Here is a 23,087-nt window from a genome sequence, read left to right on the forward strand (position 1 = left end):
GCCGCGGTGCGTCGTACGGAGGAGACGATGGGGACCGTCTTCTCCTTCGACGTCCGCGGCGGGCAACCCGCCGCCGTGCACGCGGCGTTGGAGGACGCGGCCGCCGGACTGCGCCGCGTCGACGAGGTGTTCAGCACCTACCGGGACGACTCGCAGATCTCGCGGCTCGCGCGCGGCGAGCTGACGGTCGGGGAGTGCGACCCCGAGGTCGCCGAGGTGCTGGAGTTGGCCGCGGAGGCGGAACGGGTGAGCGACGGCTGGTTCAGCACCCGTTACCGGGGCGGGCTCGACCCGACCGGCATCGTCAAGGGCTGGGCCACCGAGCGGGCCGCGCGACGGCTCGCGGAGGCCGGGGCGGTCGGCGTGAGTCTCAACGGCGGCGGTGACGTGCAGTTGCTGGGGACGCCGGGCGCCGGTCGGCCGTGGCGGGTGGGTGTGGCGGACCCGCTCCGTCCGGGCGGCCTGGCGGCCGTGGTCTCCGCCGCCGGGACCGACGAGCTGGCCGTCGCCACCTCGGGCACCGCCGAGCGCGGTGATCACATCGTCGATCCGCGCACCGGCCGCTCCGCCGTGACCGACCTGGTCGCGGTGACGGTGGTGGCGCCCCGGCTGACCTGGGCCGACTGCTGGGCCACGGCCGCCTTCGCGATGGGGTCCAGGGAAGGGCTCGCGTGGCTGGAGACGCTGCCCGACGTGGAGGCGCTGCTGATCACCGCGGGTGACGAGGTGCGCTGTACGGGAGGTCTGGCGTCCCGGCTGGGATGACTCCCGTCCGGTGCCGGGGGACACCGGGACCGGCCGTGCGGGGCCGCGCACCGTCGCGCGGCCCCGTTCCCGTTCTGCTCGGTTCCCGTTCTGCTCAGTTCCCGTTCTGCGCCAGTCGCAGCATGTGCTCGGCCAGCGCCTGGCCGCCCGCCGGGTCGCGGCTGATCAGCATGAGGGTGTCGTCGCCGGCGATGGTTCCCAGGATGTCGTGCAGTTCGGCCTGGTCGATCGCCGAGGCCAGGAACTGGGCGGCGCCGGGCGGGGTGCGCAGGACGACGAGGTTGGCGGACGCCTCCGCGGAGATCAGCAGTTCCTGGGAGAGCCGCCGCATCCGCTCCTCCTTGGCGGACTCCCCCAGTGGTGCGCGCGGGGTGCGGAAGCCGCCCTCGCTCGGCACCGCGTAGATGAGGTCGCCGTCGGTGTCGCGGATCTTCACCGCGTTCAGCTCGTCCAGGTCCCGGGAGAGCGTCGCCTGGGTGACGGTCAGTCCGTGGTCGGCGAGCAGTTTCGCCAACTGGCTCTGGGAACGCACCGGTTGTCGGTTGAGGGTGTCCACGATCCGGCGGTGGCGCGCGGTGCGGGTCTGCGGTACGGCAGGCCCTGCAGGCTGTCCGTGGTCCTGATCGTGGCTCGTCGTCATCGTCGTCTCATTCTCCGGTCGTCCTCTGGGGCGTTCGGGGCGTTCTTCGGCTTGTGGTGCGGTGCTCGCCCCGGTGCGTGGTCCGGCTCACCGTCCGGCTCGTCCTTCCCCGTCCGCGGCCCGGCCGACGGCGTCCAGGATGCCGGGCAGCGCCCCGAGGAAGGCGTCCACCGCGTCGTCCCCGAGGATCAGCGGCGGCATGAGCCGTACGACGTCGGGGGCGGGCGCGTTCACCAGGAAACCGGCGTCCTGAGCCGCCTGTTGCGCCTGGGGCGCGAGCGGTTCGGTGAGCACGATACCCAGGAGGAGGCCGGCGCCCCGGACATGGCTGATCAGCGGGTTGCCGAGGGCCTCGATCCCGTCGCGGAGCCGCTCGCCCTGCCGCTTGACGTTCTCGAGCAGTCCTTCGCTCTCGATGGTGTCGAGGACGGCGAGTCCGGCGGCGCAGGCGACCGGGTTGCCCCCGAAGGTCGTGCCGTGCTGGCCGGGGTGCAGCAGGTCCGCGGCGCGGCCGAAGGCGATGGTCGCGCCGATCGGCAGCCCGCCGCCGAGTCCCTTGGCGAGGGTGACGACGTCGGGCAGGACGCCTTCGTGGGCCTGGTACTCGAACCAGGTGCCGGTGCGGCCGATGCCGGTCTGTACCTCGTCCAGGACGAGCAGCGCGCCCGTGGCGGCCGTGATGGCGCGGGCGGCCTTCAGGTAGCCGGGTGGGGGCACCACGACCCCGTTCTCGCCCTGGATCGGCTCGATGACGACCAGCGCCGTGTCCGCGGTGACCGCGGCGGCCAGGGCCTGCGCGTCACCGTAGGGGACGTGGGTGACGTCCCCGGGCAGCGGTGCGAACGGCTCCCGCTTGCCCGGCTGGCCGGTCAGCGCGAGGGCGCCCATGGTGCGGCCGTGGAAGCCGCCGTCGGTGGCGACCATGTGGGCCCGGCCGGTCAGCCGTCCGATCTTGAACGCGGCTTCGTTGGCCTCGGCGCCCGAGTTGCAGAAGTAGACGCGGCCGTCCCGGCCGAAGAGCCGCAGGAGCCGTTCGGCGAGCGCGACGGGCGGCTCGGCGACGTACAGGTTGGAGACGTGGCCCAGGGAGGCGATCTGCCGGCTGACGGCCTCGACGACGGCCGGGTGGGCGTGGCCGAGCGCGTTGACGGCGATCCCGCCGACGAAGTCGGTGTACTCCTTGCCGTCGGCGTCGCGGACGGTGGTACCCGCGCCGCTGACCAGGGACAGCTTCGGCGTGCCGTAGTTGTTCATGAGCGCGCCCCGCCACCGCGCGCTCAGCTCCTCGTTGCTCACGACTCCCCCTGTGCGTGCGGTGTCTCGTCCTGCGCGGGTACGGCCACGGTGTCCTCGTCGGGGACGACCATGGTGCCGATGCCCTCGTCGGTGAAGATCTCCAGCAGGATCGAGTGCTGGACCCGGCCGTCGATGACGCGGGCGGTGGTCACGCCGTTGCGCACGGCGTGCAGGCAGCCCTCCATCTTCGGCACCATGCCCGAGGACAGCTCCGGCAGCAGCTTCTCGAGCTGGGACGCGGTGAGGCGGCTGATCACCTCGTCGGAGTTCGGCCAGTCCTCGTAGAGCCCCTCGACGTCGGTGAGGACCATGAGGGTCTCGGCGTCCAGAGCAGCAGCGAGTGCCGCAGCCGCCGTATCAGCATTGACGTTGTAGACATGGTGGTCGTCCTGGCTCCGGGCGATCGACGAGACGACCGGGATACGGCCGTCGGCGAGCAGGGCCTCGATGGCGCCGGTGTCGATCTCGGTGATCTCCCCGACCCGTCCGATGTCGACGAACTCGCCGTCGATCTCGGGCCGGTGCCGGGTCGCGGTGATGGTGTGCGCGTCCTCGCCGGTGAGGCCGACGGCGAAGGGTCCGTGCCGGTTGAGCAGCCCGACCAGTTCGCGCTGCACCTGTCCGGCCAGCACCATCCGTACGACGTCCATGGCGTCCTCGGTGGTCACCCTGAGGCCGGCCTTGAACTCGCTGACGATGCCGTGCCGGTCGAGCGCGGCGCTGATCTGCGGGCCGCCGCCGTGCACGACGACCGGCTTGAGACCGGCGTGCCGCAGGAAGACCACGTCCTGGGCGAAGGCGTTCTTCAGTTCCTCGTCCACCATGGCGTTGCCGCCGAACTTGATGACGACGGTCTTCCCGTGGTGCCGGGTCAGCCAGGGCAGCGCCTCGATGAGGATCTGCGCCTTGGGCAGGGCGGTGTGCTTGCGGGTGGCGTTCACGACGAGTACGCGCTGTTCTCGTGGACGTAGTCGGCGGTGAGGTCGTTGGTCCAGATGGTGGCGGTCGCGTCACCGGCGCCCAGGTCGGCGACGATGTGGACCTCGCGGTAGCGCATGTCGACCTTGTCGCGGTCCTCGCCGACGCCGCCGTTCTTGCACACCCAGACGCCGTTGATGGCGACGTCGAGTGCGTCGGGCTCGAAGGCGGCCTTCGTCGTGCCGATCGCGGACAGCACCCGGCCCCAGTTGGGGTCCTCGCCGTGGAGGGCGCACTTGAGGAGGTTGTTGCGGGCGATGGAGCGGCCCACCTCGACGGCGTCGTCCTCGGTCGCGGCACCCACCACCTCGACCCTGATGTCCTTGCTGGCGCCCTCGGCGTCCCGGATGAGCTGCTGGCCGAGGTCGTCGCAGACGGCGCGTACGGCCTCGGCGAACTCCTCGTACGCGGGGGTGACGCCGGCGGCGCCGGAGGCGAGCAGCAGCACGGTGTCGTTGGTGGACATGCAGCCGTCGGAGTCGACGCGGTCGAAGGTGACGCGGGTCGCGGCGCGCAGGGCCCGGTCCAGTGCCCCGGCCTCGACGTCGGCGTCGGTGGTGAGGACGACCAGCATGGTGGCGAGGCCGGGGGCGAGCATGCCGGCGCCCTTGGCCATGCCGCCGACGGTCCAGCCTTCCTTGGTCACGACGGACGTCTTGTGCACGCTGTCCGTGGTCTTGATGGCGATGGCGGCCTTCTCACCGCCGTGCTCGGACAGCCGGCCCGCGGCCGTCCCGACTCCCGGGAGCAGCTTGTCCATGGGGAGGGTGACGCCGATGAGCCCGGTGGAGCAGACGGCGATCTCGCCCGCGCCGGTCCCGAGCACCTCGGCGGCCTTCTCGGCGGTGGCGTGGGTGTCCTGGAAGCCCTTCGGCCCTGTACAGGCGTTGGCGCCACCGGAGTTGAGGACGACGGCGGCGACCTGGCCGCTCTTCAGCACCTGCTCGGACCAGAGCACGGGTGCGGCCTTGACGCGGTTGGAGGTGAAGACGCCCGCGGCGGCGCGGCGCGGTCCGTTGTTGACCACGAGGGCCAGGTCCGGGTTGCCGTTCTCCTTGATCCCGGCGGCGATGCCCGCCGCCGTGAATCCCTTTGCTGCCGTCACACTCACGGCGCGACTCCGATCGTCGTCAGTCCGGTGGACTCGTCGAGCCCGAGGGCGATGTTCATGCTCTGCAGAGCGCCGCCCGCGGTGCCCTTGGTGAGGTTGTCGATGGCGCTGATCGCGATGATCCGCCCCGCGGCCTCGTCGTACGCGACCTGGATCTGAACGGCGTTGGAACCGTGGACGGACGCCGTCGCGGGCCACTGGCCCTCGGGGAGGAGACGGACGAAGGGTTCGTCGGCGAACGTCTTCTCGTAGGCGGTCCGGACGGCCGCGGCGGTGACGCCGGGCCGGGCCTTCGCGGTGCAGGTGGCGAGGATGCCGCGGGGCATCGGCGCGAGCGTCGGCGTGAAGGATACGGTGACCCGCTCCCCCGCCGCCGCGCTGAGGTTCTGGATCATCTCGGGGGTGTGCCGGTGGCCGCCGCCGACGCCGTACGGCGACATCGACCCCATGACCTCGCTGCCCAGCAGGTGCGGTTTGGCCGCCTTGCCCGCGCCGGAGGTGCCCGAGGCGGCGACGATCACCGCCTCGGCCTCGGCGAGGCCCGCCGCGTACGCGGGGAACAGGGCGAGCGAGACGGCGGTCGGGTAGCAGCCGGGCACCGCGATGCGCTTGGACCCCTCCAGCGCGGCGCGGCCGCCCGGCAGTTCGGGCAGGCCGTAGGGCCAGGTGCCGGCGTGCGGGGAGCCGTAGAACGTCTCCCAGTCGCCGGCGTCGGCGAGCCGGTGGTCGGCGCCCATGTCGACGACGAGCACGTCCGGCCCGAGCTGCTCGGCGACGGCGGCGGACTGTCCGTGCGGCAGCGCGAGGAAGACCACGTCGTGCCGTCGGCCCTGCCCGGCGAGCACCTCGGCGGTGGTCGGCTCCAGCACCCGCTCGGCGAGCGGCACCAGATGCGGCTGCAGGCTCCCGAGCCGCTGTCCGGCGTTGGAGTTCCCGGTCAGCGCGCCGATCTCCACCCCCGGGTGCGCGAGCAGCAGCCTCAGGAGCTCCCCGCCCGCATATCCACTGGCCCCGGCCACAGCTACTCGTACGCTCACGGAAACCTCCTCATCGATGGCATGACTATACGCATATCCGCAGATTTATGCAATGAGGGGCGGGCTGCCGGCGCGCGCCGGTGTGGTGACTGAGCGCGATGGTCGGCCCTTGAGCACTCCTGTCGGCCCCTGAGCGCGACGGTTGGTATGCAAGGCGATGGTGTGACCGTGCACTGGAGCTGCCCGATGAGCACCGGGCTCGTCGCGGGTGTGCGTCCCATTCGGCCGCAGGGCAGCGCCTGGACGGGTTGACCTGCGTGGTCTCCCTCGATCCCCTTCACCCGCCTTCGTGAACGTGCTGGGTCGGTGGCCTGTCGAGCCGACCGGGGATCGGCCCCGGGCCTCGAACCCTGCGATGGGGGGACCGGCCGCCTCCCGACCACGGAATCGGGACCGGAAACTACGCTGGCACCCCTTCCGCCCGTCCAAGGAGCAGCGTGCCGCCGTCCTTCGTCCACCGGATCACCAAATACGACCCCGCCGACCACGACGAGCACGGCCACTACACCGGCGCCGAGGACACGGTCAGCGACCACGGACCTGTAGAAGCGGCGTACCTGGCGGCGATCGCCGCCTTCGCGGAGGCCTCGGACATCGACCGGCTGGAGATCCGCTGGGGTCCCCCTGCTCGCGGAGCTCGGGGGAGCGCGTGCCGGACGCCGCGAGCCGGACGCCCATTGAGTTGTGTTCGACTTGAACGGGCAGGTCACGGGGGTGACATGGGTGGGTGAGGTCATGCTCGTGCTGGTCGGCGGCGGCTGTCTGTGGTGAAGATCGTCGGTCAGCGGGCGATCTCGTGCCGGTTGAGGACCATCAGCGCGCGGACGAGCCGGGTGGCCCACTTCACGTCGAGGCGGAGCCGGGTCACTGCGCGCCGGTTCTTCAGGTGTGCGAAGGCGTGTTCGCAGACGGCTCGTTCTGCGGCGATCAGCTGGTTGACCTGCTTCTTCGCGGGTGGGAGCTTCTTTCCCTCGGGCTTCTTGCAGCCGGTGACGACCGCCGGGTCGCTGCTGTCGTCGCCACCACCGTCGAGGCCGACGAAGCCCAGGCCGGCGATCGCGGCGAGGCCGGCCGCGCGGAGCCGGCCGACCAGGCCGTCGTGGCGGCAGGCGGTGATCTTCGAGCCGCGCGCGGGTCGGGCGGTGCAGGTCCGCCGCAGCCGGGCTCAGCCAGATGGCGGGTGAAGTGAATGATCGTTTCTGCGGCAGTGGCGGTAGGCGTGGTCATCTGGTGGCCTTCCGGTTCCGAAGGGCTGCCGCGGTGAAGCGCGTCATTTCCCGGCTGGGGCGGGGGCTCGGGGAAGGCGTAGCTGGAAGCATGCTCCGAGGGTCCGGGGGGTGAGGGTGAGGGTGCCTCGATGGCGGTGGGCCAAGTCGCGGGCGATGGCGAGGCCCAGGCCGGTGCCGCCGTGGTCGCGGGAGCGGGCGTCGTCGAGCCGGACGAAGCGTTCGAAGATGCGCTCGGCGTCCTCGGTGGGCACGCCCGGTCCGTCGTCGTGCACCGTGAGGACGACCCAGGCGTCCTGGTTTCGGATGGTGATCTGGATGCGGTGTGCGGCGTGGCGGGCGGCGTTGTCGATGAGGTTGCGCAGCAGCCGCTCGTAATCGTCCCGGTTGCCGTGTACGGGGGCGGGGCCGGTGCTGTCGCAGGCGAGCACCAACGGCCGCCCGGTAAGCGGGTATTGCTCGGTCATCCGGGAGACGAGGGCTGTCAGGTCGACGGCTTCGGTGCCGGCTATGGGGGTGCGGGTGTCGAGGCGGGCGAGAAGGAGCAGGTCCTCGGCGAGGGCCTGGAGGCGGCGGGTCTGTCGTGCGGCAGTGGTGACTGCCGCAGGCCAGTCGGTGCGTTCCGGGTAGGCGAGCGCGACTTCCAGGCTGGCCAGCAGTGTGGTGAGGGGGCTGCGCAGTTCATGAGCGGCGTCCGCGACGAAGCGGCGTTGCTGGGCAGCGGCGTTGTCGAGGCGTTGGAGGGTGGCGTTGATAGTGGTGGCCAGGGCGGTGATCTCGTGTCCCGTGGCGGGCACGGTGACGCGTTCGCGTGGGTCGTTCGCGGTGACCGAGGCGGTGAGGAAGCGGATGGCTTCGACCGGCCGCAGCGCGATGCGGACGGTGAAGTAGGCCGCGGCGGCGATCAGCACGAGGCCGACGAGGCCGGCCCGCAGCAGCAGGCGGTCGGTGCGCTCGGTGATTGCCTCGGCTGTGTGCGGGAGCACCACCACATAGACCCGCAGCTTGGCGTCGGCGGCGACGCCCAGAGCGGCGACTTTGTCGCTGCTGAGTTCATCGGCCCTGATATCGGCGGTCATGACCCGCTGGGTCCCGCCGGCCATATCGAATTTGTCCCTGGGGTTGTAGTCGCGGTTCACAGGTATGCGGACGGTGGTGAGCGGCGTCAGCGCGGCCACGCCGGCTGTCGGCGGGGTGGGCATCACGTGATGGGTGTCGGGATAGGCGTGGCTCAGGGCCCCGCCGGAAGCGACAGCGGTGCGTCGGCCGGTGGCGACGACCTCGAACGGCACGGTGCTTATGGAGACGGGAATGACACCCTGGTTCAACTGTTCGCAGAGAGACCAGAGCTGCGTCCGGGCTTGTTCTTCGGCGATCTGCGTGCTCTGGCGGTAGACGTCGCGGTGTACCCACCAGCCGATGCCGACCAGGATGACGGCGGCGGTCGAGGCGACGGCCAGGGCCGTGCGGGCTCGCACCGACCGCGGCCACCAGCGGCGTCGCGGCTCAGTCGCGTTCACGGTCGTCCACCAGCCGGTAGCCGGTACCCCGTACGGTCTGCAGGGACTGCCGGTGGAACGCGGCGTCCACCTTCTTGCGCAGTGCGCTGACGCGCGCCTCCACCAGGTTGGGATCCCAGGCTTCATCGGGCCACGCGTGATAGAGCAGATCCGTTTTGGAGACTGCCTGGCCCGCCCTGCGGGCCAGCAGCTCCAGCACGGCGAACTCCCGGGGCGTGAGGTCCACCCGGGTCCCGGCCCGGCGGCAGACCCGGGCAGCGACGTCCAACGAGAGGTCCCCCACGGCGAGGACGGGCGGGGCGACCGTGGCGGCTCGTCTGACCAGAGCCCGCAGCCGTGCGACGAGCACCGTGTAGGAGAAGGGTTTGGCCAGGTAGTCGTCGGCCCCCGTGTCCAGGGCCTCTGCCTGGTCCCAGTCCCCGTCCTTGGCGGTGAGTACCAGGATGGGGGTCGCGTTGCCCTCCCGGCGCAGCTGGGCGCAGACCTTGTAGCCATTGAGTCCGGGCAGCATCAAGTCCAGTACGACAAGGGCGTATTCGCCGGTCCGGGCCATCCACAGTCCCTGCCGGCCGTCATGGACGAGGTCGACGCTGTAGCCCTCGGCGGTCAGGCCGGTGCGCAGGGTGTGGGCAAGGTCCACCTCGTCTTCGACCACCAATATGCGCATGCGGTGCAGCCTCGCACAGTGCCGGCCCGCCTTCCTGATCGGCCGGTCAGGTTGGATCAGCAACCGGTCAACGCGGTCCGGGCACGCTGGCGGAACTTCTTCGCCACTGCTGAAGGGCCCTGTCGTCGATGTCCGTTGATGAACGTGCGCCCGCCGTGATCGAGACGGTCGCTGCTCCCCCACCCGTCCGTCGGCCGTCACCGCGTCCGGCCCGAGCGGTTGTCGTCCTCGCGCCCATGCTGCTGACCATCGCTCTTGGACTCTGGGGCATCCGCAGGAAGAACACCATGTGGGGGGACGAGTCCGTCACCTATCAGCTCGCGCACCGCGACCTTTCGCAGATATGGCTCACCGTCCAGCATGTCGATCTGGTCCATGCCCTCCACTACGCCGTGATGCATGAGATCTTCGGTCTCTTCGGCGCAGGACTGCTGACGTTGCGGCTGCCGTCCGTGCTGGCGATGTCCGCGGCGGCGAGCGCAGTCGGGCTTCTGGGCCTGCGTCTGGCGGGGCCGCGTGTCGGGCTGCTGGCCGGGCTGGTGTTTCCGCTCCTTCCCCAGGTCCAGAAGTACGCGCAGGAAGGCCGCTCGTATGCCATGGTCTGCGCCCTGGTCGCCTGGGCCACCTATGCGCTCGTGGTCGGCGTCACACGTCACGCCCGATGGCGGTGGGCGGTCTACGGCTGCACCATGCTACTGGCCTGCCTGCTCCATGAGTTCGCGGTTCTCGCCCTGGTCGCACACGGCGTCACACTGGTCGTCTCCCGTGTTCCGCGACCGGTGCTGAGGGCGTGGGGTGTGACTGCCACAGGCGTGGTGGCCGGGCTGTTGCCGCTGGCGATCCGCAGTGCGGAGCAGTCCGCGCAGGTGTCCTGGATCGACGTACCGGTGCGGCTTCCTGAATTCCTGGCCGCGGCGGTCGTGGGCGTGGCGTGTGCCCTGGCGCCCGTGGCGGCGAGGGGACCCGTGCGGCTCCCTGTGCTGGCTGTGTCGATCGTTGTGCTTCCGTGTCTTCTGCTGCTGATCGCCTCGCTGGTCAAGCCCCTCTTCGTCGATCGGTACGTGCTCTACAGCAACATCGGGATCGCCTTGCTGGTGGGCGCCTGCATGGATCACTTCCACCGGCTGCGGAAGTCGTCCCGCAACGCGGCGGTTGCGGGAGTGGCCGCGGTTGCCGTACTGGCCGCGCTCGTCCCGACGAGCCTTTCACTGAGGACGCCCCAGAGCCGGACCAATGACGTCACCGCCATCGGCGCCACCGTGCGCAAGGAAGGCCGTCCCGGCGACGGACTGCTCTATCTCTCCGGCCAGCACCGGATCTGGACCGCGGCCAACCCCGAGGACACCCGTTTCCTGACGGATCTGGCCCTGGCACAGGACCCCGTTTCGTCGAACACACTGGCAGGTGTCGAGCTTCCCGCCCCAGACATAGCGGCCCGCATGCTGGAGTTCGACCGAATCGTCGCGGTCCGCGCGGCGGGTGCGCACTCGCCGACCGACCCGCAGGAGGAAGCGAAAACAAGCACCCTGCGGCGCCACTTCCGCGAGTACGGAACAACCCATGTCAACGGGGCGCGAGTCACCGTCTACGTCCGAGACCACGAACCTCGCAGCCGGTGAGATCCAGTGTTCCGGCCGGCCCTGCGGCCGGCCCGGCCGGGCGTCAGGATCGTTCTGTCCCCCGCCGCGTCCCGAGCGTGCCCTTCGAGCACGGTGCTCGTGAACACGCTGGTGATCGCGCGGCGGGCCCTGTTTGACCTTGACACGGTGACAAGGCCTTCACTGCTTGCCGAGGAGGTGGTCTCGATGACGGCCACGGGACAGGACATGGATGCGGCACAAGTGATCCGGAGGCTGGAGGACGACCGTTCGTCCGTGCGGCTGCGGGCCGCCATGGCGGTCGGTACGACGCCCGACCCGCGCTTCGTCGACAAGCTCGTCGAGCGGTGCGCGATCGAGCCCGAGTTCTTCGTCCGCGACATGCTGACCTGGGCACTCGTCCGGCACCCGGCGTCCATGACGCTTCCCCGGCTGCTCCGCGAAGTCCGCTCGGAGCGTGCTCAGGCACGGAGCCAGGCGCTGCACACGCTGTCCAAGATCGGGGACCGGCGGGCGTGGCCGGCGATCACCCGGGCGCTGCTGACCGACGCCGACGACGAGGTGGCGCGGAGCGCCTGGCGGGCCGCGGTCGTGCTCGTGCCGGAAGGCGAGGAGTCCGCGTTGGCCACGGCGTTGGCGACGCAGCTCGGGCGCGGTGAGCGGGAGACGCAGCTGAGTCTCAGCCGGGCGCTGGTCGCACTGGGGGAAGCGACCGCGCCGGCTCTGCACGCCGCGACGACGGCCTCCGACCCGGGCGTGTGCGCGCACGCGCTCGCCACACAACGGCTGCTGCGCGACCCGGACGCCGGATTCGAGTTCGCGATCGAGGAGGCCAAGCGCACCGTGGCCCTCGGCGGGTCCGGCGAGGAGGGACAATAGGGCGTGCTGATCGGTGAGGTGGCGCGGCGGTCCGGGGTCAGCGCCCGCATGCTCAGGCATTACGAGTCGCTCGGTCTGGTGCGGCCTTCGGGCCGTACGGGCTCCGGCTACCGGGAGTACTCCGGAGAGGACATCCGGCGGATCTTCCACATCGAGAGCCTGCGGTCGCTGGGGCTGTCGCTGCGTGAGATCGGACGCGCGCTCGAAGATCCCGGCTTCACGCCCTCGGCGCTCGTCGGCGACCTCATCCGTCAGACGCGCGAACGCATCGCGGCGGAGACCGAGGTCCTCACGCGGCTGCGCCGGATCGACGCCGCGGATCCCGCCGGCTGGGAGGACGTCCTCCAGGTCGTCGCCCTCCTCCAGGCACTGGGGTCGAAGAGCGCCGAGGCGCGCCAGCGCGCGGCCCTCTCCTCTACCGACGAGGTTCCGGTGCCGGTGGAGGCCCTGGTCGAGGCGGCACTGAGCGAGACGGAGACGAACGTCGCCGGAGCCCTTCGATGGGCGCTGGCGCGTTCGGGCGACGGCGGCCCGGCGCTGCTGGCGGAGGGCCTCGGCTCACCGGTGGCCGCGGTGCGGGAGCGCGCCGTTCAGGCCCTCACCGAGATGCCCGGCGACGAGGCCGTCGCGCGGCTGCGGAGCGCTCTCGTGCACCCCGACGCCGCGGTCCGCGGGCACGCGGCTCTGGCACTCGGGACCCGCGGGGTGGCCGAGGCGGTCCCGACGCTCATCGACATGATCGTGGAGGGAAGGAACGACACCGACGCGGCCGACGCGCTGAGCGTGCTGGCGAGCGACAGCACGCAGGCGGACCGGATCGCGACCGGGCTCATCGACCGCCTCGCCCACGACACCACCCGAGCACCCGCACGCGGACGGCTGACCCAGGCACTGGCGGGCGTCCCGGGAACGAGGGTGTCCCGTGCCCTCGAGGAGCTGTCGCACGACGGTGACCGCGCCGTGGCGTTGACCGCGACGTACCTTCTTCGGCTGCGCGACACACGGTGACGGGTTGCCCCCGGGGTGCGCGTACTCGGCCCGCGCGGAGCGGAGGGGTGCCGGAGCCCCTCAGCGTCCGCCGCAGGAGGCCGGCGAGCCTCCTGGCCCGGTTTCCGCGGCACTACCCGACATCGCAGCGGACGATGAGACCACGGTCGTCCACTTCCTGGTGTCGCTCCAACGCCCATGGCTACGGTACGTCGTCGTCCCAGCCCGCTTCGACTGATGTTCAGGGAACGCCCACCACCCGGCCCGGCCTCGAAATGCTCCGGTCAGCAGCGCCCACCCCGTCCGGCGGGCCGACCGCGACGCTCAGCCGGGCCGACTCGGGCGTTGAACGACCGACTGAGCCACTCGGTCACAGCTGTGTCCGACGCTAGGGTCCCGCACATGTGGGAACAGCTGGAAGCGGTCGACTGGGCGGAGCTGAAGCACAACTACGGGTCCGCCGAGGACGTGCCCGGCCTACTGCACCGGTGCGCGGGACCGGATCCGACGAACGCCGAGGAAGCAGCGGGAGAGCTGCTCAACCTGCTCTTCCATCAGGGCGGCTGGATCTGCTCCGCCGCCTCGGCCGCGCTGCCCTTCCTGCTTCACCTGGCTGCCGACCCGCATGTGCCGAGCCGTCGCACGGTGCTGGAACTGGTGGCCATGCTGGCGGCGGAGGGCGGACAGGTCACCGAAAGGTTCATGGATCCCGACTGGACACCGGCGTGGGAGCAGGTGCTGCCCGAAGTGCTTGCCCTGCTGGCCGACCCCGAGCCGGAGATCCGGCGCGCCGCGGCCGACGCGGCCGGTGCCTGTACCAGCCCCGGTGCGCTTCTGCTGCCCGAACTCCTGCGGTGCTGGCGGGCGGAGAGGGACCCGGTGACCCGGCTCGACCTGGTCCTCGCACTCGGTCAGGCACTCCGGCGGGAGCCGGCCGGTGACCGGTCCGACGAGGTCGTCTCCCTCCTCCGCTCGCTGCTCGGCTCTCCGGAGTCTCAGCTTCGTCTGGCAGCGGTGCACGCGCTCGCGGCGGGCGACCCGGGCCTCGCGGCGAGGCGGCTGGACCTCGTGCTGGACGCTGTTCGCGATCCGAGCGTGGAGTTGTGGCAACGCACCAGCTCGATGGAGAGCGGGGCGCAGGGTGTCCAGGGCTGGACGGCGGCGCTGTTCACAGGCACCTCCACCGCCTCTGTCGCCTTCACGCAAGGCCTGCTGGCCGACCATCCCGACAAAGGGCAGCGGATCGGTGGTCTGGCTCAGGCGGGCGGGCTGCTGTCGCAATGGCACTCGCCGGCCGATGCGCTGATGCCGGCCCTCGTGGCCCGGCTGGACGATCCGGTCACCGAGGTGCGCTACCGGGCGGCCGAACTGCTGGCCTGCCTCGGCCCGTCGGCCGCTGCCCATGCCGACGCGGTCGCCGGGCTCCTCGGCGACACCGCGGCCCGGACGACACGCGGGGCGGAGACGGTCGCCGAGGCGGCGCTGTGGGCGCTGGCCCGGATGAATGATCCGCGCTGCCTACCGGGCTTGGCCGACATCACGGCCGGCTCCCGATCCGGTTTCGCATCGACCTCCGCCTTCTTCGGCAGCGCCCGCGACGCCTTCCACATCCCCGTCCTCCCCGCCCTCGACGAGGTACTCGTTCGCCTGCCGGACCACGCCGGTCTGCTGCTGCCGTCGATCTGCGACCGACTCGGCACCGCCACCGACATCCACGTGCTCCAGCGTCTCTGCGACGTACTCGCCGCCTGGGGGCCTGTCGCGCAGCCGGCAGTGCCGCATCTGCTCGACCTGCTGGGCGACGACAAGAACTGGACCGCGGCGGCGACGGCCCTTGCCGGGATCGGGTCGGCGGGCGGCGCGGGACGTCAACTGCTGCTGGCCCGATCGACCGCCGCAGGCTCAGGTTCTGACGCGGAGCTTGCCGCCTGGGCGTACTGGCAGGTCGGAGGGGAGCCAGGACCGGCCCTGAAGGTGCTGGGGACCGCCACCGCCGAAGGCGGCTTCCCCCACCCGGCCCTGCGCAAGCTGGCCGCCCTCGGCCCCCACGCCGCCGGCGTGGCGGACCTGCTACGCACCCTGACCGGGGCTGCCGACACCTGGACCAGGATCGAGGCCGCGCACGCCCTGTGGGCCGCGACCGGCGACACGGGAAGCACCGTCCCGGTGCTTCTGGAGGCCGTGCAGGATCTGGCCGAGGACACCTACCTGCCGGTCATGCTCCCCGCGGTGCGCCATCTGGCCCGGATCGGCAAGGCGGCCCGGCCCGCGGCTCATCTCCTGCGCGACCTGCCGAACCGTGACCGCCGCCTTCACTACTTCGGCGGCTGGCGCGCCTTCACCGAGGACGAGTCCGTACGCACCGCCGTCGACGAGCTGCTCATCACGGCCGGCGCCGGCTCCACCCATCGGTGATGTGATCAGGCGCGTGGCCGGCCGCGCCACCCGAAGCACTCAGCCGCACGGGGAAGCCGGCCATGCGCCACGCCAGGGTGACGTGCATGCCGCCCTCGGCCAGGACCTCCAGGACCTCGGCGAACAGGTCGAAGGGCCGGCCGCACGGTGCCAGGTTCCGGGACAGGCGCTCGCGTGCGGTCGCGGCGTCCCGCCAGAGCAGGGTTGCGATGGGCCTCGAGGTGACTCAAGGCCGTGCGTTCCAGTGGGCGTGGAGGCTCGAGCCGACGGGGACGAGCGAGGGGCTTGCAGGCCGGACGGTTACAGGCGGAGGACGAGACCCGACAACACGGCAAGCGGCAGCGACGGGTTGGCCGCCGCCGCTTCCACCACCTGCCGGTCGGCGTCGGTGAGCAGGTCCACGACGACCGGCGGCGGGAGGGCCGGATGGCCGGCGGCTATGGGTCTCGCCTGCCTGTCCGCCAGGCAGGCGAGCAACGCTCGGGCTGGTGCGTTCCGGTGCCGGGCAATCTCGCGGAATGCCTTCTGCGCCGGTGGTTCGTGCCGGGTCAGGTACTCCAGCAGCGCCGGACTCGCGTCCGGGTTGGCCGCCACCTTGGCCAGGACCCGAACCCCGTGGCGGTCGACCATGGCCCACAACTGAGCTTCGGTGAGGCCCGGGTGCGGAGCGACGGATTTGGTTACTTTCGCGTCGGGGTCGTCGGCCAGCGCGTCGCGGATCTCCGGTGGCAGGTCACGTCGTTGACCCACGAGCATGCGCACGGCCGGGTTCGGTGACTGGGCCAGCTGCCGAACCTCACCAGGCGACGCGACAGCGATCCTTGGCAGCAGAGTGGCGCCGATCCTGGTGTCGTCGGCCAGGTGGACGAGTACGTCGAGCGGCACCTTCGGGTTGCCCGCGAGCCTGCGCCGCACGTCGTGGCCGCGGTCGTCGGCCAGGGTGCGCATCAGGGCGGCGTCGATCGCGGGGTTCCCGGCGAGGTCGGCCCGGACACCGGGAACAGGGTCTGCGGCCAGCCGTCGGTACACCTCCGCGGGCAGACCGGGGCGCGCGGCAAGCGTCCAGCGCAGCAGCGTCGAAGGATGGTCCACGAAGCCGACCACCGCTTCGGTGGGTGTCCCCGGATTTCGCAACGCGGCCTCCTGGATCTCATGCATCGTGGACTCGTGGGACCCGTCACAGGAAGCGCCCGGCGGCAGCACGCAGTCGGGCTGCGGGCACTGCGGCTCGTGCACGAAGGGCGGCGCTGCACGGTCACAGACCAGACATCGACGCGCCGGAGGTAGCCCCTCACCGATGAGTGCTGCGAGTACGTCCGGGGGCGTCGCCTCGTTGGCAGCCACCGCACGGCGGACCTCGGCGTGCGGATGGCCGGCGAGCCTGGTGGCCATGTCGGGCGTGATCCACAACGCCAACTCTGCGACCACGCGTACATCCGGGTCCGCGGCGAGCGTCTCCGTCACATCCGCCGGGAGGCCGGGGCAGGCGGCCAGTTTCTCCCGGTGCTCCAGGACCGGATCGACTGCGAAGCTGCGCGCCCATTCCGGGGTACCGGCTCGCTCGTCGAGCAGGGCGAGGGCGACGTGCGGCTGTGTCACCGGATCGACGTCGGCGGCGGCCAACAGGCCCGCATACGCAAGCTGCACACCGCTCGCCGGAACCCGTGCGGCCAACGCGACCGCCTGCGCATGGCTCAAGTCCTCCCGAGCGACGAGACCCACGGCGATGTCGTCGTCCGCGATCGCGATCAGTCGGTCGACCAGCTCGGCCGGCAGGACCGGATTGGCGGCGAGCCCGCACAGAACATGATCCACGAAGATCATCCTGCATCTGTTCCTGACACCGTGCCAGGGGCAGAGATCAACAGACCGCAGAAGCAAGCCCTATCGGGCCGCGAAACCGACGAACGCCGACCAGGCCGCGCGGTGGACCGAGACACCGGGGCGGCGTATGTCCTTGGAGTCGCGTACATGCATTCCGTGCGGGCAGGACGCCACCTCGACGCACTCACCGCCTTCCTCACTGCTGTAGCTGCTCTTGACCCACAGAAGCCCGGACGTGTGCTCCCGTACCCTGGCTTTCATAGCTCCCCCAGCAGTTCCTCGATGTGGCTGAGCGACGCCCAGGGCGTGAGCGCCTGTGCCCGCAGAATGCCGTACTTGACCTCAAGACCCTTCACGAGCCGCCGCTCAGTGTGCACATGGCTGACATTCTGAACCTCGACGTAAGCGATCCTGCGCCCTTCGGCCGTCTCGATCAAGATGAAGGGACCGGCCATTCCAGCATTCTCCTCGCTACCCAGAGGCATGACCTGGATCTCGACCGTCGGCTTCCGCCCTGCCAGCAGAATCCGTTCCAACTGGCCACGCAACACGCCCCGGCCGCCGATCGGCCTTCGCAGCACGGACTCGTCGATGACGAAGCTCATCATCGGCTGAGGGCTCCGGCCATAGACCTCTTGACGCGCCAGGCGTGCCACGACTCGTCGGGCAAGGGCATCCTCGTCGAGCGGCGGACGCATCATGCCGAACACCGCCTGCGCGTACTCCTCCGTCTGCAGCAGCCCCGGAACCGCCTGATTCGCGTACACGTGTAGTTCGACCGCTTCCGCCTCCAGCCGTGCCGCGTCCCGGAAGAACGCCGGATACTGCGCTCGCGCGACCTCTTCCTTCATCTCCTGGAGGACGCCGCCCGCGTCCAGGAGTTCGTCCGCCCGGTCGATGAACTTCGGCGGCGGGATCCTGCGGCCCTGTTCGTACGCGGCGATCGTCGAGGGCGAGTAACCCGTCGTCGAAGCGAAATCGGGCCGTTCCAGGCCCGCCCGGATCCGGAACCGCTTCAGCTGCCGCCCGAAGACACGCAGGATGCCGGAGTCCGCCCCCGCATCCTGCTCGCCTTCTTCCGCACCGGGCTCTTCGGCAGCCCCTCCCATCAGTTCGCTCATGTGCATCACCGCCTCTCCCGTCAACGCGGCTCCGCGCCGAAGCGACACGCTCCGCCCCGCCCACACGCACCGACAGGCGACGTACAGCGGCCAGGTGTGTGCACGCCGTTCGCCCCGCCGCACGAGCGCTCTTCCTCACCTCACTTGATGGGCAAGTCGATACTTGCCTATCGTGTCGGTCATGGCGGAGGACGTCTTCAAGGCGTTGGCCGACCCGACCCGTCGGCGCATCCTCGATGAGCTGGCGGAACGTGACGGCCAGACGCTGTTCGAGATATGCACGCGACTGGTGACCAAGCACGGCCTGGGGCTGTCCCGCCAGGCCATCAGCCAGCACCTGGCCGTACTGGAATCCGCAGGACTGGTCCATGCGCGGCGCCAGGGCCGGTACAAGTTCCACGATCTGAACACCGAGCCCCTCGAGCACATCGCGGCCCGGTGGCTCAAGCCCGACAGACCGGAGAGCACACCATGAGGATCCATCTGACCAGCGCCTTCGTCGACAACCAGGAAAAGGCCCTGCGCTTCTACACCGAGGTGCTGGGCTTCGTGAAGAAGCACGACCTCCCGCTGGGCGAGGACCGGTGGCTGACCGTCGTCTCGGCGGAGAATCCCGACGGGACCGAGCTGCTGCTCGAGCCCTCCCGTCACCCCGTCGTGGCGGCGTACAAGTCGGGGCTGGCCGAGGACGGCATCCCGGCCCTCTCCTTCGCCGTGGACGACGTACGAGCGGAGTTCGACCGGCTGCGCGGGCTCGGGGTGCGGTTCACCCAGGAGCCGCTGGAGATGGGCCCGGTCACCACTGCGGTCCTGGACGACACCTGCGGCAACCTGATCCAGATCGTGCACAGCGGGTAAGGACCCGGCGGGGGCCGGCGGTGCGCCCTCCCCTCACCGCCCCGGATCCACCCCTCAGGCCGCGCCCTCCCACGCGCTCCGCAGGAAGGCCGAGGCGTCCGCCAGTTCCGGGAGGCTGATGCCGTGGCCCTGGCCGGGGTAGCAGCGTTCCTCGAGGCGGGCGCCGGAGTTCTCGTGGAGCCAGGTGCCCGTCCTGGTGACCAGGTCGGCGGGGATGACCCGGTCGGCGACGTCCCGGCCCCAGAAGACCGGCACCCCGGCCAGACGGCCCTGCGCCTCGGGAAGACCCGCGTCCCACGGCAGGGTGCCGGACAGGAGGACGGCGGCGGCGAACCGCTCCGGGCGGGCGAGCAGCAGGCCGCCCGCCATGGCCATGCCGCCGGAGAAGCCCAGGAGCGAGACCGACGTGTGTCCGGCGGCCTCGGTGTCGAGCCAGCCGAAGAGCCAGTCGGCCGTGGCCCCGATGGAGCCGGGCAGCGGGCGCCCGACGCCCCGGTTGGCGAACCACGCGTATCCGCCGCCCTCGGCCAGCGGGGCGCGCACGAAGGCCACCGTGGCGTCCTGCGGCAGATGCGGCGCGAGCTGCGCGAACGACGCCTCGTCCGCTCCCCGTCCATGCAGGGCGACGACCAGCGGCGTGCCGGGCCTGCGGTCGGGTTCGACGGACCAGGTGACCGTGGGGGCGGCGGTGTACGGCATGGCTACGGCACTCCTCGGGCGGTGCGGGACAGACAGAAGCAGGTGAAGGGGCGGACAAAGGTGCGGGCGGACGCGCACTTCGGCTCGGGGCCGGGCACGGCCGAGCGTACTCCTACTGCTTGAAAGTTGAAGCAAAGGCGATTGTGGTTTAGCTTGAAGGTTCAAGTTTGCCGGATCGGGCCGTCGCTCAGTGACGCGCGGCACCCCCACCGTCTTCGCCGTCCCCTTTCGAGGAGTCCCCCCATGGCCAGTACCACCACCCTGTCCCGCCCCGCGACCGCCTCCGGGCAGGACGCCCCCGCCGTCCCCGCCCGCGCCTATGACATCGGGCTGCTGGTGCTGCGTCTCGTGCTCGGTCTGACGATGGCCGCGCACGGCGCGCAGAAGCTGTTCGGCTGGTTCGGCGGGGGCGGGGTCGAGGGCACCGGGATGTTCTTCGCGTCCCTCGGTTACCCCTCGCCCGAGGCGTTCGCCGTCGTGGCCGGGCTCACCGAGACCCTCGGCGGACTCGGCCTCGCGTTCGGTCTGCTCACCCCGCTCGCCGCCGCGGCCGTCGCCGGCACGATGGTCAACGCGATCGCCGTGAAGTGGGGCGGCGGTTTCTTCGCCCCGGAGGGCGTGGAGTACGAGCTCGTCCTCACCCTGGCCGCGGTCGCCCTCGCCCTGACCGGCCCCGGCCGGATCGCCGTGGACCGGCTGCTGCCCCGACTGCGCTCGCACCGCCTCGAGTACGGCATCGCCGCGGTCGTGCTCGGCGCCGTGGTGGCCGGCGTCACCCTGCTGCTGCGTCACTGAGGCACTGAGGTGCGGCAGGCGGTTTCCCGGCCGGTGCCGGGTGCGGGCCGTCGTCCTGGGACGGCCCGCACCCGGCACTGCCGGTTCGCTACCGCCGCTTGATCCTCAGGAACGTCACCGAGTTCTCCGGGAACGTGTACGTGAATCCGCCGGACACCCCCCGGAGCGTGGACGTCACCGGGGTCACCGGTGTGTCCGTCTCGGTGTTCACCGCGTCCGCGTCGGCGGCCAGGGTGGTGACCCGGGCGGTGGAGGCGGTCCTCACGCCGCCGAGGTCGATCGCCGTACGGGCCTCGGCCGGCTGGGCGTTGACGACCTTGACGATCAGGTCACCGGTGCGGTCGTCCTCGGTGACGACCTGGCGGAACGGCTCGGCCGGCTTGTCGTCGGTGAAGCTGCCCCACTCCTGTCCGTCGAGGGAGAGGGTGACCTGGCGGCCTCGCACCTTGACGCCGATGTCGTAGGCGCGGCCCGTCTCGATCGATCCGGCCTTGGAGAGCAGCGTCGACTTGCCGCCGTCCACGGCCTGTTCGACCGCGGATCGGGTGTTGTTCCAGCCGCCCAGGTTCCACCAGTAGTAGTTTCCGGTGTCCTTGACCCCGAAGGCGACGAGGAAGCCTTCCTTGCCGGACTTCTTGGTCGCCCTCACCTGCAGATCGTAGTCCTGCCAGGCCGGGTCGCCCGCCGTGACCAGGGTGTTCTCGGCGGCCTCGTCGGTCTGGACGTACTGTCCGTCCTGGACGCTCCAGCTGCCGCCGCCGCTGTGCGTCCACTGCGAGGCGTCGCCGGAGAAGTCGTCGCCGAGCAGGGGCGCGCCGTCGGCGGCGGTCACCCGTACGTCGTCGTACGCGGCGCTGGTGGCCCAGGTCGACAGGCCGACCGCGCCACTGATGGGGCCGCTGACGTCCGGTGTGCCGCTCGCCTCCGACGGCACCACCCGGTCACCGGTGTTGGTCATGAACAGCTTCTGGACCTCGTAGTTGGCCGAGCCCCAGGAGGCGTGGTTGTTGAACCAGATCATGTCGGGCGACCACTGGACGTAGTCCTCGTTGGCCAGCAGCGGTGCGTACGAGGCGAGTTCGACGATGTCCGCGTTGCGTTCCAGGCCGGTCATGAACGCGGCTTCGGCCAGGCCGTTCTTCCAGGCGTTGCCCTGCGAGGCGTACTCGCCGAGGAAGACCTTGGGGCCGCCGCGGTCGTAGGAGTCGTAGCGGTCGTTGTTCTGCAGGAACCACTGCGGGCTGTTGTAGTAGTGCTCGTCGACCATGTCGACGTCGCCGTCGCGGTTGAGCTGCCAGAGGGTGTCGAAGGTCGTACCGGTGTCGTCCGGGCCGGAGTTGGAGACGACGGTGATGTCCGGGTGCTCGGCCTCGATCGCCGCGCGGAACCGCTCGAAGCGGGTGAAGAACTCCCTGGGCAGGTTCTCCTCGTTGCCGACCCCGAGGTGGGTCAGGCCGAAGGGCTTGCGGTGGCCCATCTCCGCGCGCACCTTGCCCCAGGTCGAGTTCGCCGGGCCGTTGGCGAACTCGATCAGGTCGAGGGTGTCCTGGATGTGCCGCTTCAGCAGTTTCTCGTCGTCGGTGGCCTTGTTCTGGCCGCATCCGGTGACCAGGGCGGGCACGACGGGCAGCGGCATCGCGCCGACGTCCTCGGCGAAGCGGAAGTACTCGTAGTAGCCGAGTCCGTAACTCTGGTTGTAGCCCCAGAAGTTGGCGTTGGTGGCGCGCTCCTCGACCGGCCCGACGGTGTCCTTCCACTGGTAGGCGCGTTTGCGCTGCCAGCCGGAGTCCTCGCTGTAGTCCTCCATGGAGCCGGTGTTGACCAGGCAGCCGCCGGGGAAGCGGACGAAGCCGGGCTTCAGGGCGGCGATCTTCTCGGCGAGGTCCTTGCGCAGGCCGTTCGGCTGCCCCTTGTAGGTGTCGCGCGGAAACAGGGACACCATGTCGAGGGCCGCGGCACCGGAGGAGGCGACGGCGAGGCGGCCGCGGTTGCTGGTGCGGGTGGCGGTGAAGGTGGCCTCGTACCGGGCCCAGTCGCCCCTGACCGCCACCCGGCGGGTGTTCGCGAGGGTGCCGGCGGCGTCCTTGAGCGTGGCGGTGAGGGTGCTGCCGCTCTCCGCGCGGGCCCAGACCGAGAAGTCGTACCGCTTGCCCTGCTCCACCCGGATGCCGGTGTTGTAGCCCGCGTTGGTGATGGAGGAACCCGCTGCCAGGGCGAGGTAGTTGCGGTTGCGTTCGCCGAGCCGGCCGGAGTCGTCGCGCACCTCGGCCGTGCCGCCGGTGGTCCAGGAGGTCAGGGGCGTGTAGGAGCCGTTGTCGGCGGTGGAGTACTCGAAGGACCGGTTCTGCACGAGTTCGGCGTACAGCCCGCCGTCGGCGGCCCGGTTGATGTCCTCGAAGAAGACGCCGTACGTCGTGTCGCCGATCGCGGCTCCCTCGGCGCGCGGGTCGACGGTGATCGTGTAGTCGGTGACGTCCTCGGCGTGGGCGGGGGCCGGCAGCAGGGCGGCGGCGGTCAGTAACGCGGTGGCGGTGAGGCCCGTTCTGAGGCGGGTACGGCTGCGTGGACGGGTGCGGGCGGTGCGTGACATGGATACTCCGCGGCTCTCGTGGGAGTGGGGGAGCTTCGCCTGACGTGACGCTCTCGATTGCGTTCGATATATCGATCATCG

Annotated in this window: 21 protein-coding genes and 2 pseudogenes; 9 read left to right on the forward strand and 14 right to left on the reverse strand. The window is 70.9% G+C overall.

Going from position 1 to position 23,087, the window contains the following annotated elements; all coding sequences use genetic code 11:
• The first annotated feature begins 27 nt into the window (after positions 1 to 27).
• Positions 28 to 765, forward strand: a complete 738-nt coding sequence (locus V4Y04_RS05875) for an FAD:protein FMN transferase (RefSeq protein WP_332432718.1) — start codon at positions 28 to 30, stop codon at positions 763 to 765.
• Between the two features lie 94 nt (positions 766 to 859).
• On the opposite strand, the gene V4Y04_RS05880 is transcribed toward V4Y04_RS05875, so the two are convergent.
• From V4Y04_RS05880 to argC, 5 genes are all read right to left on the reverse strand, one after another.
• Positions 860 to 1,405, reverse strand: coding sequence for an arginine repressor (locus V4Y04_RS05880; protein WP_332426230.1), 546 nt, complete (start codon positions 1,403 to 1,405; stop codon positions 860 to 862).
• Positions 1,406 to 1,492: 87 nt separating this feature from the next.
• A complete protein-coding gene (locus tag V4Y04_RS05885) occupies positions 1,493 to 2,701 on the reverse strand; it encodes an acetylornithine transaminase (RefSeq protein WP_332426231.1) in 1,209 nt (402 codons plus the stop codon).
• The gene (argB, locus tag V4Y04_RS05890; RefSeq protein WP_332426232.1) at positions 2,698 to 3,642 is read right to left on the reverse strand and encodes an acetylglutamate kinase; all 945 of its coding nucleotides are present in this window, start codon (positions 3,640 to 3,642) and stop codon (positions 2,698 to 2,700) included. The genes V4Y04_RS05885 and argB overlap by 4 nt, the downstream gene beginning before the upstream one ends.
• Positions 3,639 to 4,790: a bifunctional glutamate N-acetyltransferase/amino-acid acetyltransferase ArgJ gene (gene argJ, locus V4Y04_RS05895; protein ID WP_332426233.1), complete on the reverse strand. Its 1,152-nt coding sequence runs from the start codon at positions 4,788 to 4,790 to the stop codon at positions 3,639 to 3,641. Before argJ ends, argB begins: the two co-directional genes overlap by 4 nt.
• The gene (gene argC / locus V4Y04_RS05900; RefSeq protein WP_332426234.1) at positions 4,787 to 5,827 is read right to left on the reverse strand and encodes an N-acetyl-gamma-glutamyl-phosphate reductase; all 1,041 of its coding nucleotides are present in this window, start codon (positions 5,825 to 5,827) and stop codon (positions 4,787 to 4,789) included. Before argC ends, argJ begins: the two co-directional genes overlap by 4 nt.
• Before the next feature lie 437 nt (positions 5,828 to 6,264).
• Between argC and V4Y04_RS05905 the strand changes: the two are divergent.
• Positions 6,265 to 6,441: pseudogene (locus V4Y04_RS05905) on the forward strand (RNA-binding protein); the annotation flags it as partial.
• A gap of 167 nt (positions 6,442 to 6,608) precedes the next feature.
• Here V4Y04_RS05905 and V4Y04_RS05910 read toward each other — a convergent pair.
• From V4Y04_RS05910 to V4Y04_RS05920, 3 genes are all read right to left on the reverse strand, one after another.
• On the reverse strand, positions 6,609 to 6,986 hold the full coding sequence (locus tag V4Y04_RS05910) for a transposase family protein (RefSeq protein ID WP_332432719.1): 378 nt from the start codon (positions 6,984 to 6,986) through the stop codon (positions 6,609 to 6,611).
• Positions 6,987 to 7,097: 111 nt separating this feature from the next.
• Entirely contained in the window at positions 7,098 to 8,573 is a 1,476-nt protein-coding gene (locus V4Y04_RS05915) for a sensor histidine kinase (RefSeq protein ID WP_332426235.1), read from the reverse strand.
• Entirely contained in the window at positions 8,560 to 9,240 is a 681-nt protein-coding gene (locus tag V4Y04_RS05920; protein WP_332426236.1) for a response regulator transcription factor, read from the reverse strand. Before V4Y04_RS05920 ends, V4Y04_RS05915 begins: the two co-directional genes overlap by 14 nt.
• Before the next feature lie 236 nt (positions 9,241 to 9,476).
• On the opposite strand from V4Y04_RS05920, the gene V4Y04_RS05925 reads away from it, so the two are divergent.
• The 4 genes from V4Y04_RS05925 to V4Y04_RS05940 all read left to right on the forward strand — a co-directional run bounded on the left by V4Y04_RS05925 (position 9,477) and on the right by V4Y04_RS05940 (position 15,119).
• Entirely contained in the window at positions 9,477 to 10,859 is a 1,383-nt protein-coding gene (locus V4Y04_RS05925) for a glycosyltransferase family 39 protein (protein WP_332426237.1), read from the forward strand.
• Between the two features lie 186 nt (positions 10,860 to 11,045).
• Entirely contained in the window at positions 11,046 to 11,717 is a 672-nt protein-coding gene (locus tag V4Y04_RS05930) for a HEAT repeat domain-containing protein (protein WP_332426238.1), read from the forward strand.
• Between the two features lie 3 nt (positions 11,718 to 11,720).
• Positions 11,721 to 12,725, forward strand: coding sequence for a MerR family transcriptional regulator (locus V4Y04_RS05935; RefSeq protein ID WP_332426239.1), 1,005 nt, complete (start codon positions 11,721 to 11,723; stop codon positions 12,723 to 12,725).
• Between the two features lie 381 nt (positions 12,726 to 13,106).
• Positions 13,107 to 15,119 (forward strand): hypothetical protein, encoded by a 2,013-nt coding sequence (locus tag V4Y04_RS05940; RefSeq protein WP_332426240.1) that lies wholly within the window; start codon positions 13,107 to 13,109, stop codon positions 15,117 to 15,119.
• A gap of 70 nt (positions 15,120 to 15,189) precedes the next feature.
• Here the strand turns inward: V4Y04_RS05940 and V4Y04_RS37680 are convergent.
• From V4Y04_RS37680 to V4Y04_RS05955, 4 genes and pseudogenes are all read right to left on the reverse strand, one after another.
• Positions 15,190 to 15,327 (reverse strand): annotated as a pseudogene (locus V4Y04_RS37680) (barstar family protein); the annotation flags it as partial.
• A gap of 92 nt (positions 15,328 to 15,419) precedes the next feature.
• Positions 15,420 to 16,934 carry a hypothetical protein gene (locus V4Y04_RS05945; RefSeq protein WP_332426241.1) on the reverse strand — a complete coding sequence of 505 codons (1,515 nt, stop codon included), beginning with the start codon at positions 16,932 to 16,934 and terminating at the stop codon, positions 15,420 to 15,422.
• A gap of 69 nt (positions 16,935 to 17,003) precedes the next feature.
• Entirely contained in the window at positions 17,004 to 17,204 is a 201-nt protein-coding gene (locus tag V4Y04_RS05950) for a DUF397 domain-containing protein (protein ID WP_332426242.1), read from the reverse strand.
• On the reverse strand, positions 17,201 to 18,064 hold the full coding sequence (locus V4Y04_RS05955) for a helix-turn-helix domain-containing protein (protein WP_332426243.1): 864 nt from the start codon (positions 18,062 to 18,064) through the stop codon (positions 17,201 to 17,203). Before V4Y04_RS05955 ends, V4Y04_RS05950 begins: the two co-directional genes overlap by 4 nt.
• 181 nt (positions 18,065 to 18,245) lie before the next feature.
• Here V4Y04_RS05955 and V4Y04_RS05960 point away from each other — a divergent pair, with 181 nt between their 5' ends.
• On the forward strand, positions 18,246 to 18,539 hold the full coding sequence (locus V4Y04_RS05960) for an ArsR/SmtB family transcription factor (protein ID WP_332426244.1): 294 nt from the start codon (positions 18,246 to 18,248) through the stop codon (positions 18,537 to 18,539).
• Positions 18,536 to 18,922 (forward strand): VOC family protein, encoded by a 387-nt coding sequence (locus V4Y04_RS05965; protein ID WP_332426245.1) that lies wholly within the window; start codon positions 18,536 to 18,538, stop codon positions 18,920 to 18,922. The genes V4Y04_RS05960 and V4Y04_RS05965 overlap by 4 nt, the downstream gene beginning before the upstream one ends.
• A gap of 54 nt (positions 18,923 to 18,976) precedes the next feature.
• Here V4Y04_RS05965 and V4Y04_RS05970 read toward each other — a convergent pair whose 3' ends face one another.
• Positions 18,977 to 19,621: an alpha/beta hydrolase gene (locus tag V4Y04_RS05970; protein ID WP_332426246.1), complete on the reverse strand. Its 645-nt coding sequence runs from the start codon at positions 19,619 to 19,621 to the stop codon at positions 18,977 to 18,979.
• Between the two features lie 243 nt (positions 19,622 to 19,864).
• On the opposite strand from V4Y04_RS05970, the gene V4Y04_RS05975 reads away from it, so the two are divergent.
• Complete coding sequence (locus tag V4Y04_RS05975) at positions 19,865 to 20,416, forward strand: DoxX family protein (protein ID WP_332426247.1); 552 nt, start codon at positions 19,865 to 19,867, stop codon at positions 20,414 to 20,416.
• Positions 20,417 to 20,504: 88 nt separating this feature from the next.
• On the opposite strand, the gene V4Y04_RS05980 is transcribed toward V4Y04_RS05975, so the two are convergent.
• Positions 20,505 to 23,006, reverse strand: a complete 2,502-nt coding sequence (locus tag V4Y04_RS05980; protein ID WP_332426248.1) for an alpha-L-arabinofuranosidase C-terminal domain-containing protein — start codon at positions 23,004 to 23,006, stop codon at positions 20,505 to 20,507.
• Positions 23,007 to 23,087: the final 81 nt, after the last annotated feature.

Origin of the sequence: Streptomyces sp. P9-A2, assembly GCF_036634175.1 — a bacterium.
Taxonomy (GTDB): Bacteria; Actinomycetota; Actinomycetes; order Streptomycetales; family Streptomycetaceae; genus Streptomyces; species Streptomyces pratens.

What these genes read in the sequence shown, in the direction of transcription:
- V4Y04_RS05880 (WP_332426230.1), bottom strand. Translation starts at nt 1,405, where the DNA reads ATGACGACGAGCCACGATCAGGACCACGGACAGCCTGCAGGGCCTGCC.
- V4Y04_RS05960 (WP_332426244.1), top strand. Translation starts at nt 18,246, where the DNA reads ATGGCGGAGGACGTCTTCAAGGCGTTGGCCGACCCGACCCGTCGGCGC.
- V4Y04_RS05925 (WP_332426237.1), top strand. Translation starts at nt 9,477, where the DNA reads ATGCTGCTGACCATCGCTCTTGGACTCTGGGGCATCCGCAGGAAGAAC.
- V4Y04_RS05970 (WP_332426246.1), bottom strand. Translation starts at nt 19,621, where the DNA reads ATGCCGTACACCGCCGCCCCCACGGTCACCTGGTCCGTCGAACCCGAC.
- V4Y04_RS05950 (WP_332426242.1), bottom strand. Translation starts at nt 17,204, where the DNA reads ATGAAAGCCAGGGTACGGGAGCACACGTCCGGGCTTCTGTGGGTCAAG.
- V4Y04_RS05955 (WP_332426243.1), bottom strand. Translation starts at nt 18,064, where the DNA reads ATGAGCGAACTGATGGGAGGGGCTGCCGAAGAGCCCGGTGCGGAAGAA.
- V4Y04_RS05975 (WP_332426247.1), top strand. Translation starts at nt 19,865, where the DNA reads ATGGCCAGTACCACCACCCTGTCCCGCCCCGCGACCGCCTCCGGGCAG.
- V4Y04_RS05980 (WP_332426248.1), bottom strand. Translation starts at nt 23,006, where the DNA reads ATGTCACGCACCGCCCGCACCCGTCCACGCAGCCGTACCCGCCTCAGA.
- V4Y04_RS05965 (WP_332426245.1), top strand. Translation starts at nt 18,536, where the DNA reads ATGAGGATCCATCTGACCAGCGCCTTCGTCGACAACCAGGAAAAGGCC.
- V4Y04_RS05940 (WP_332426240.1), top strand. Translation starts at nt 13,107, where the DNA reads ATGTGGGAACAGCTGGAAGCGGTCGACTGGGCGGAGCTGAAGCACAAC.
- V4Y04_RS05920 (WP_332426236.1), bottom strand. Translation starts at nt 9,240, where the DNA reads ATGCGCATATTGGTGGTCGAAGACGAGGTGGACCTTGCCCACACCCTG.
- V4Y04_RS05930 (WP_332426238.1), top strand. Translation starts at nt 11,046, where the DNA reads ATGACGGCCACGGGACAGGACATGGATGCGGCACAAGTGATCCGGAGG.
- V4Y04_RS05875 (WP_332432718.1), top strand. Translation starts at nt 28, where the DNA reads ATGGGGACCGTCTTCTCCTTCGACGTCCGCGGCGGGCAACCCGCCGCC.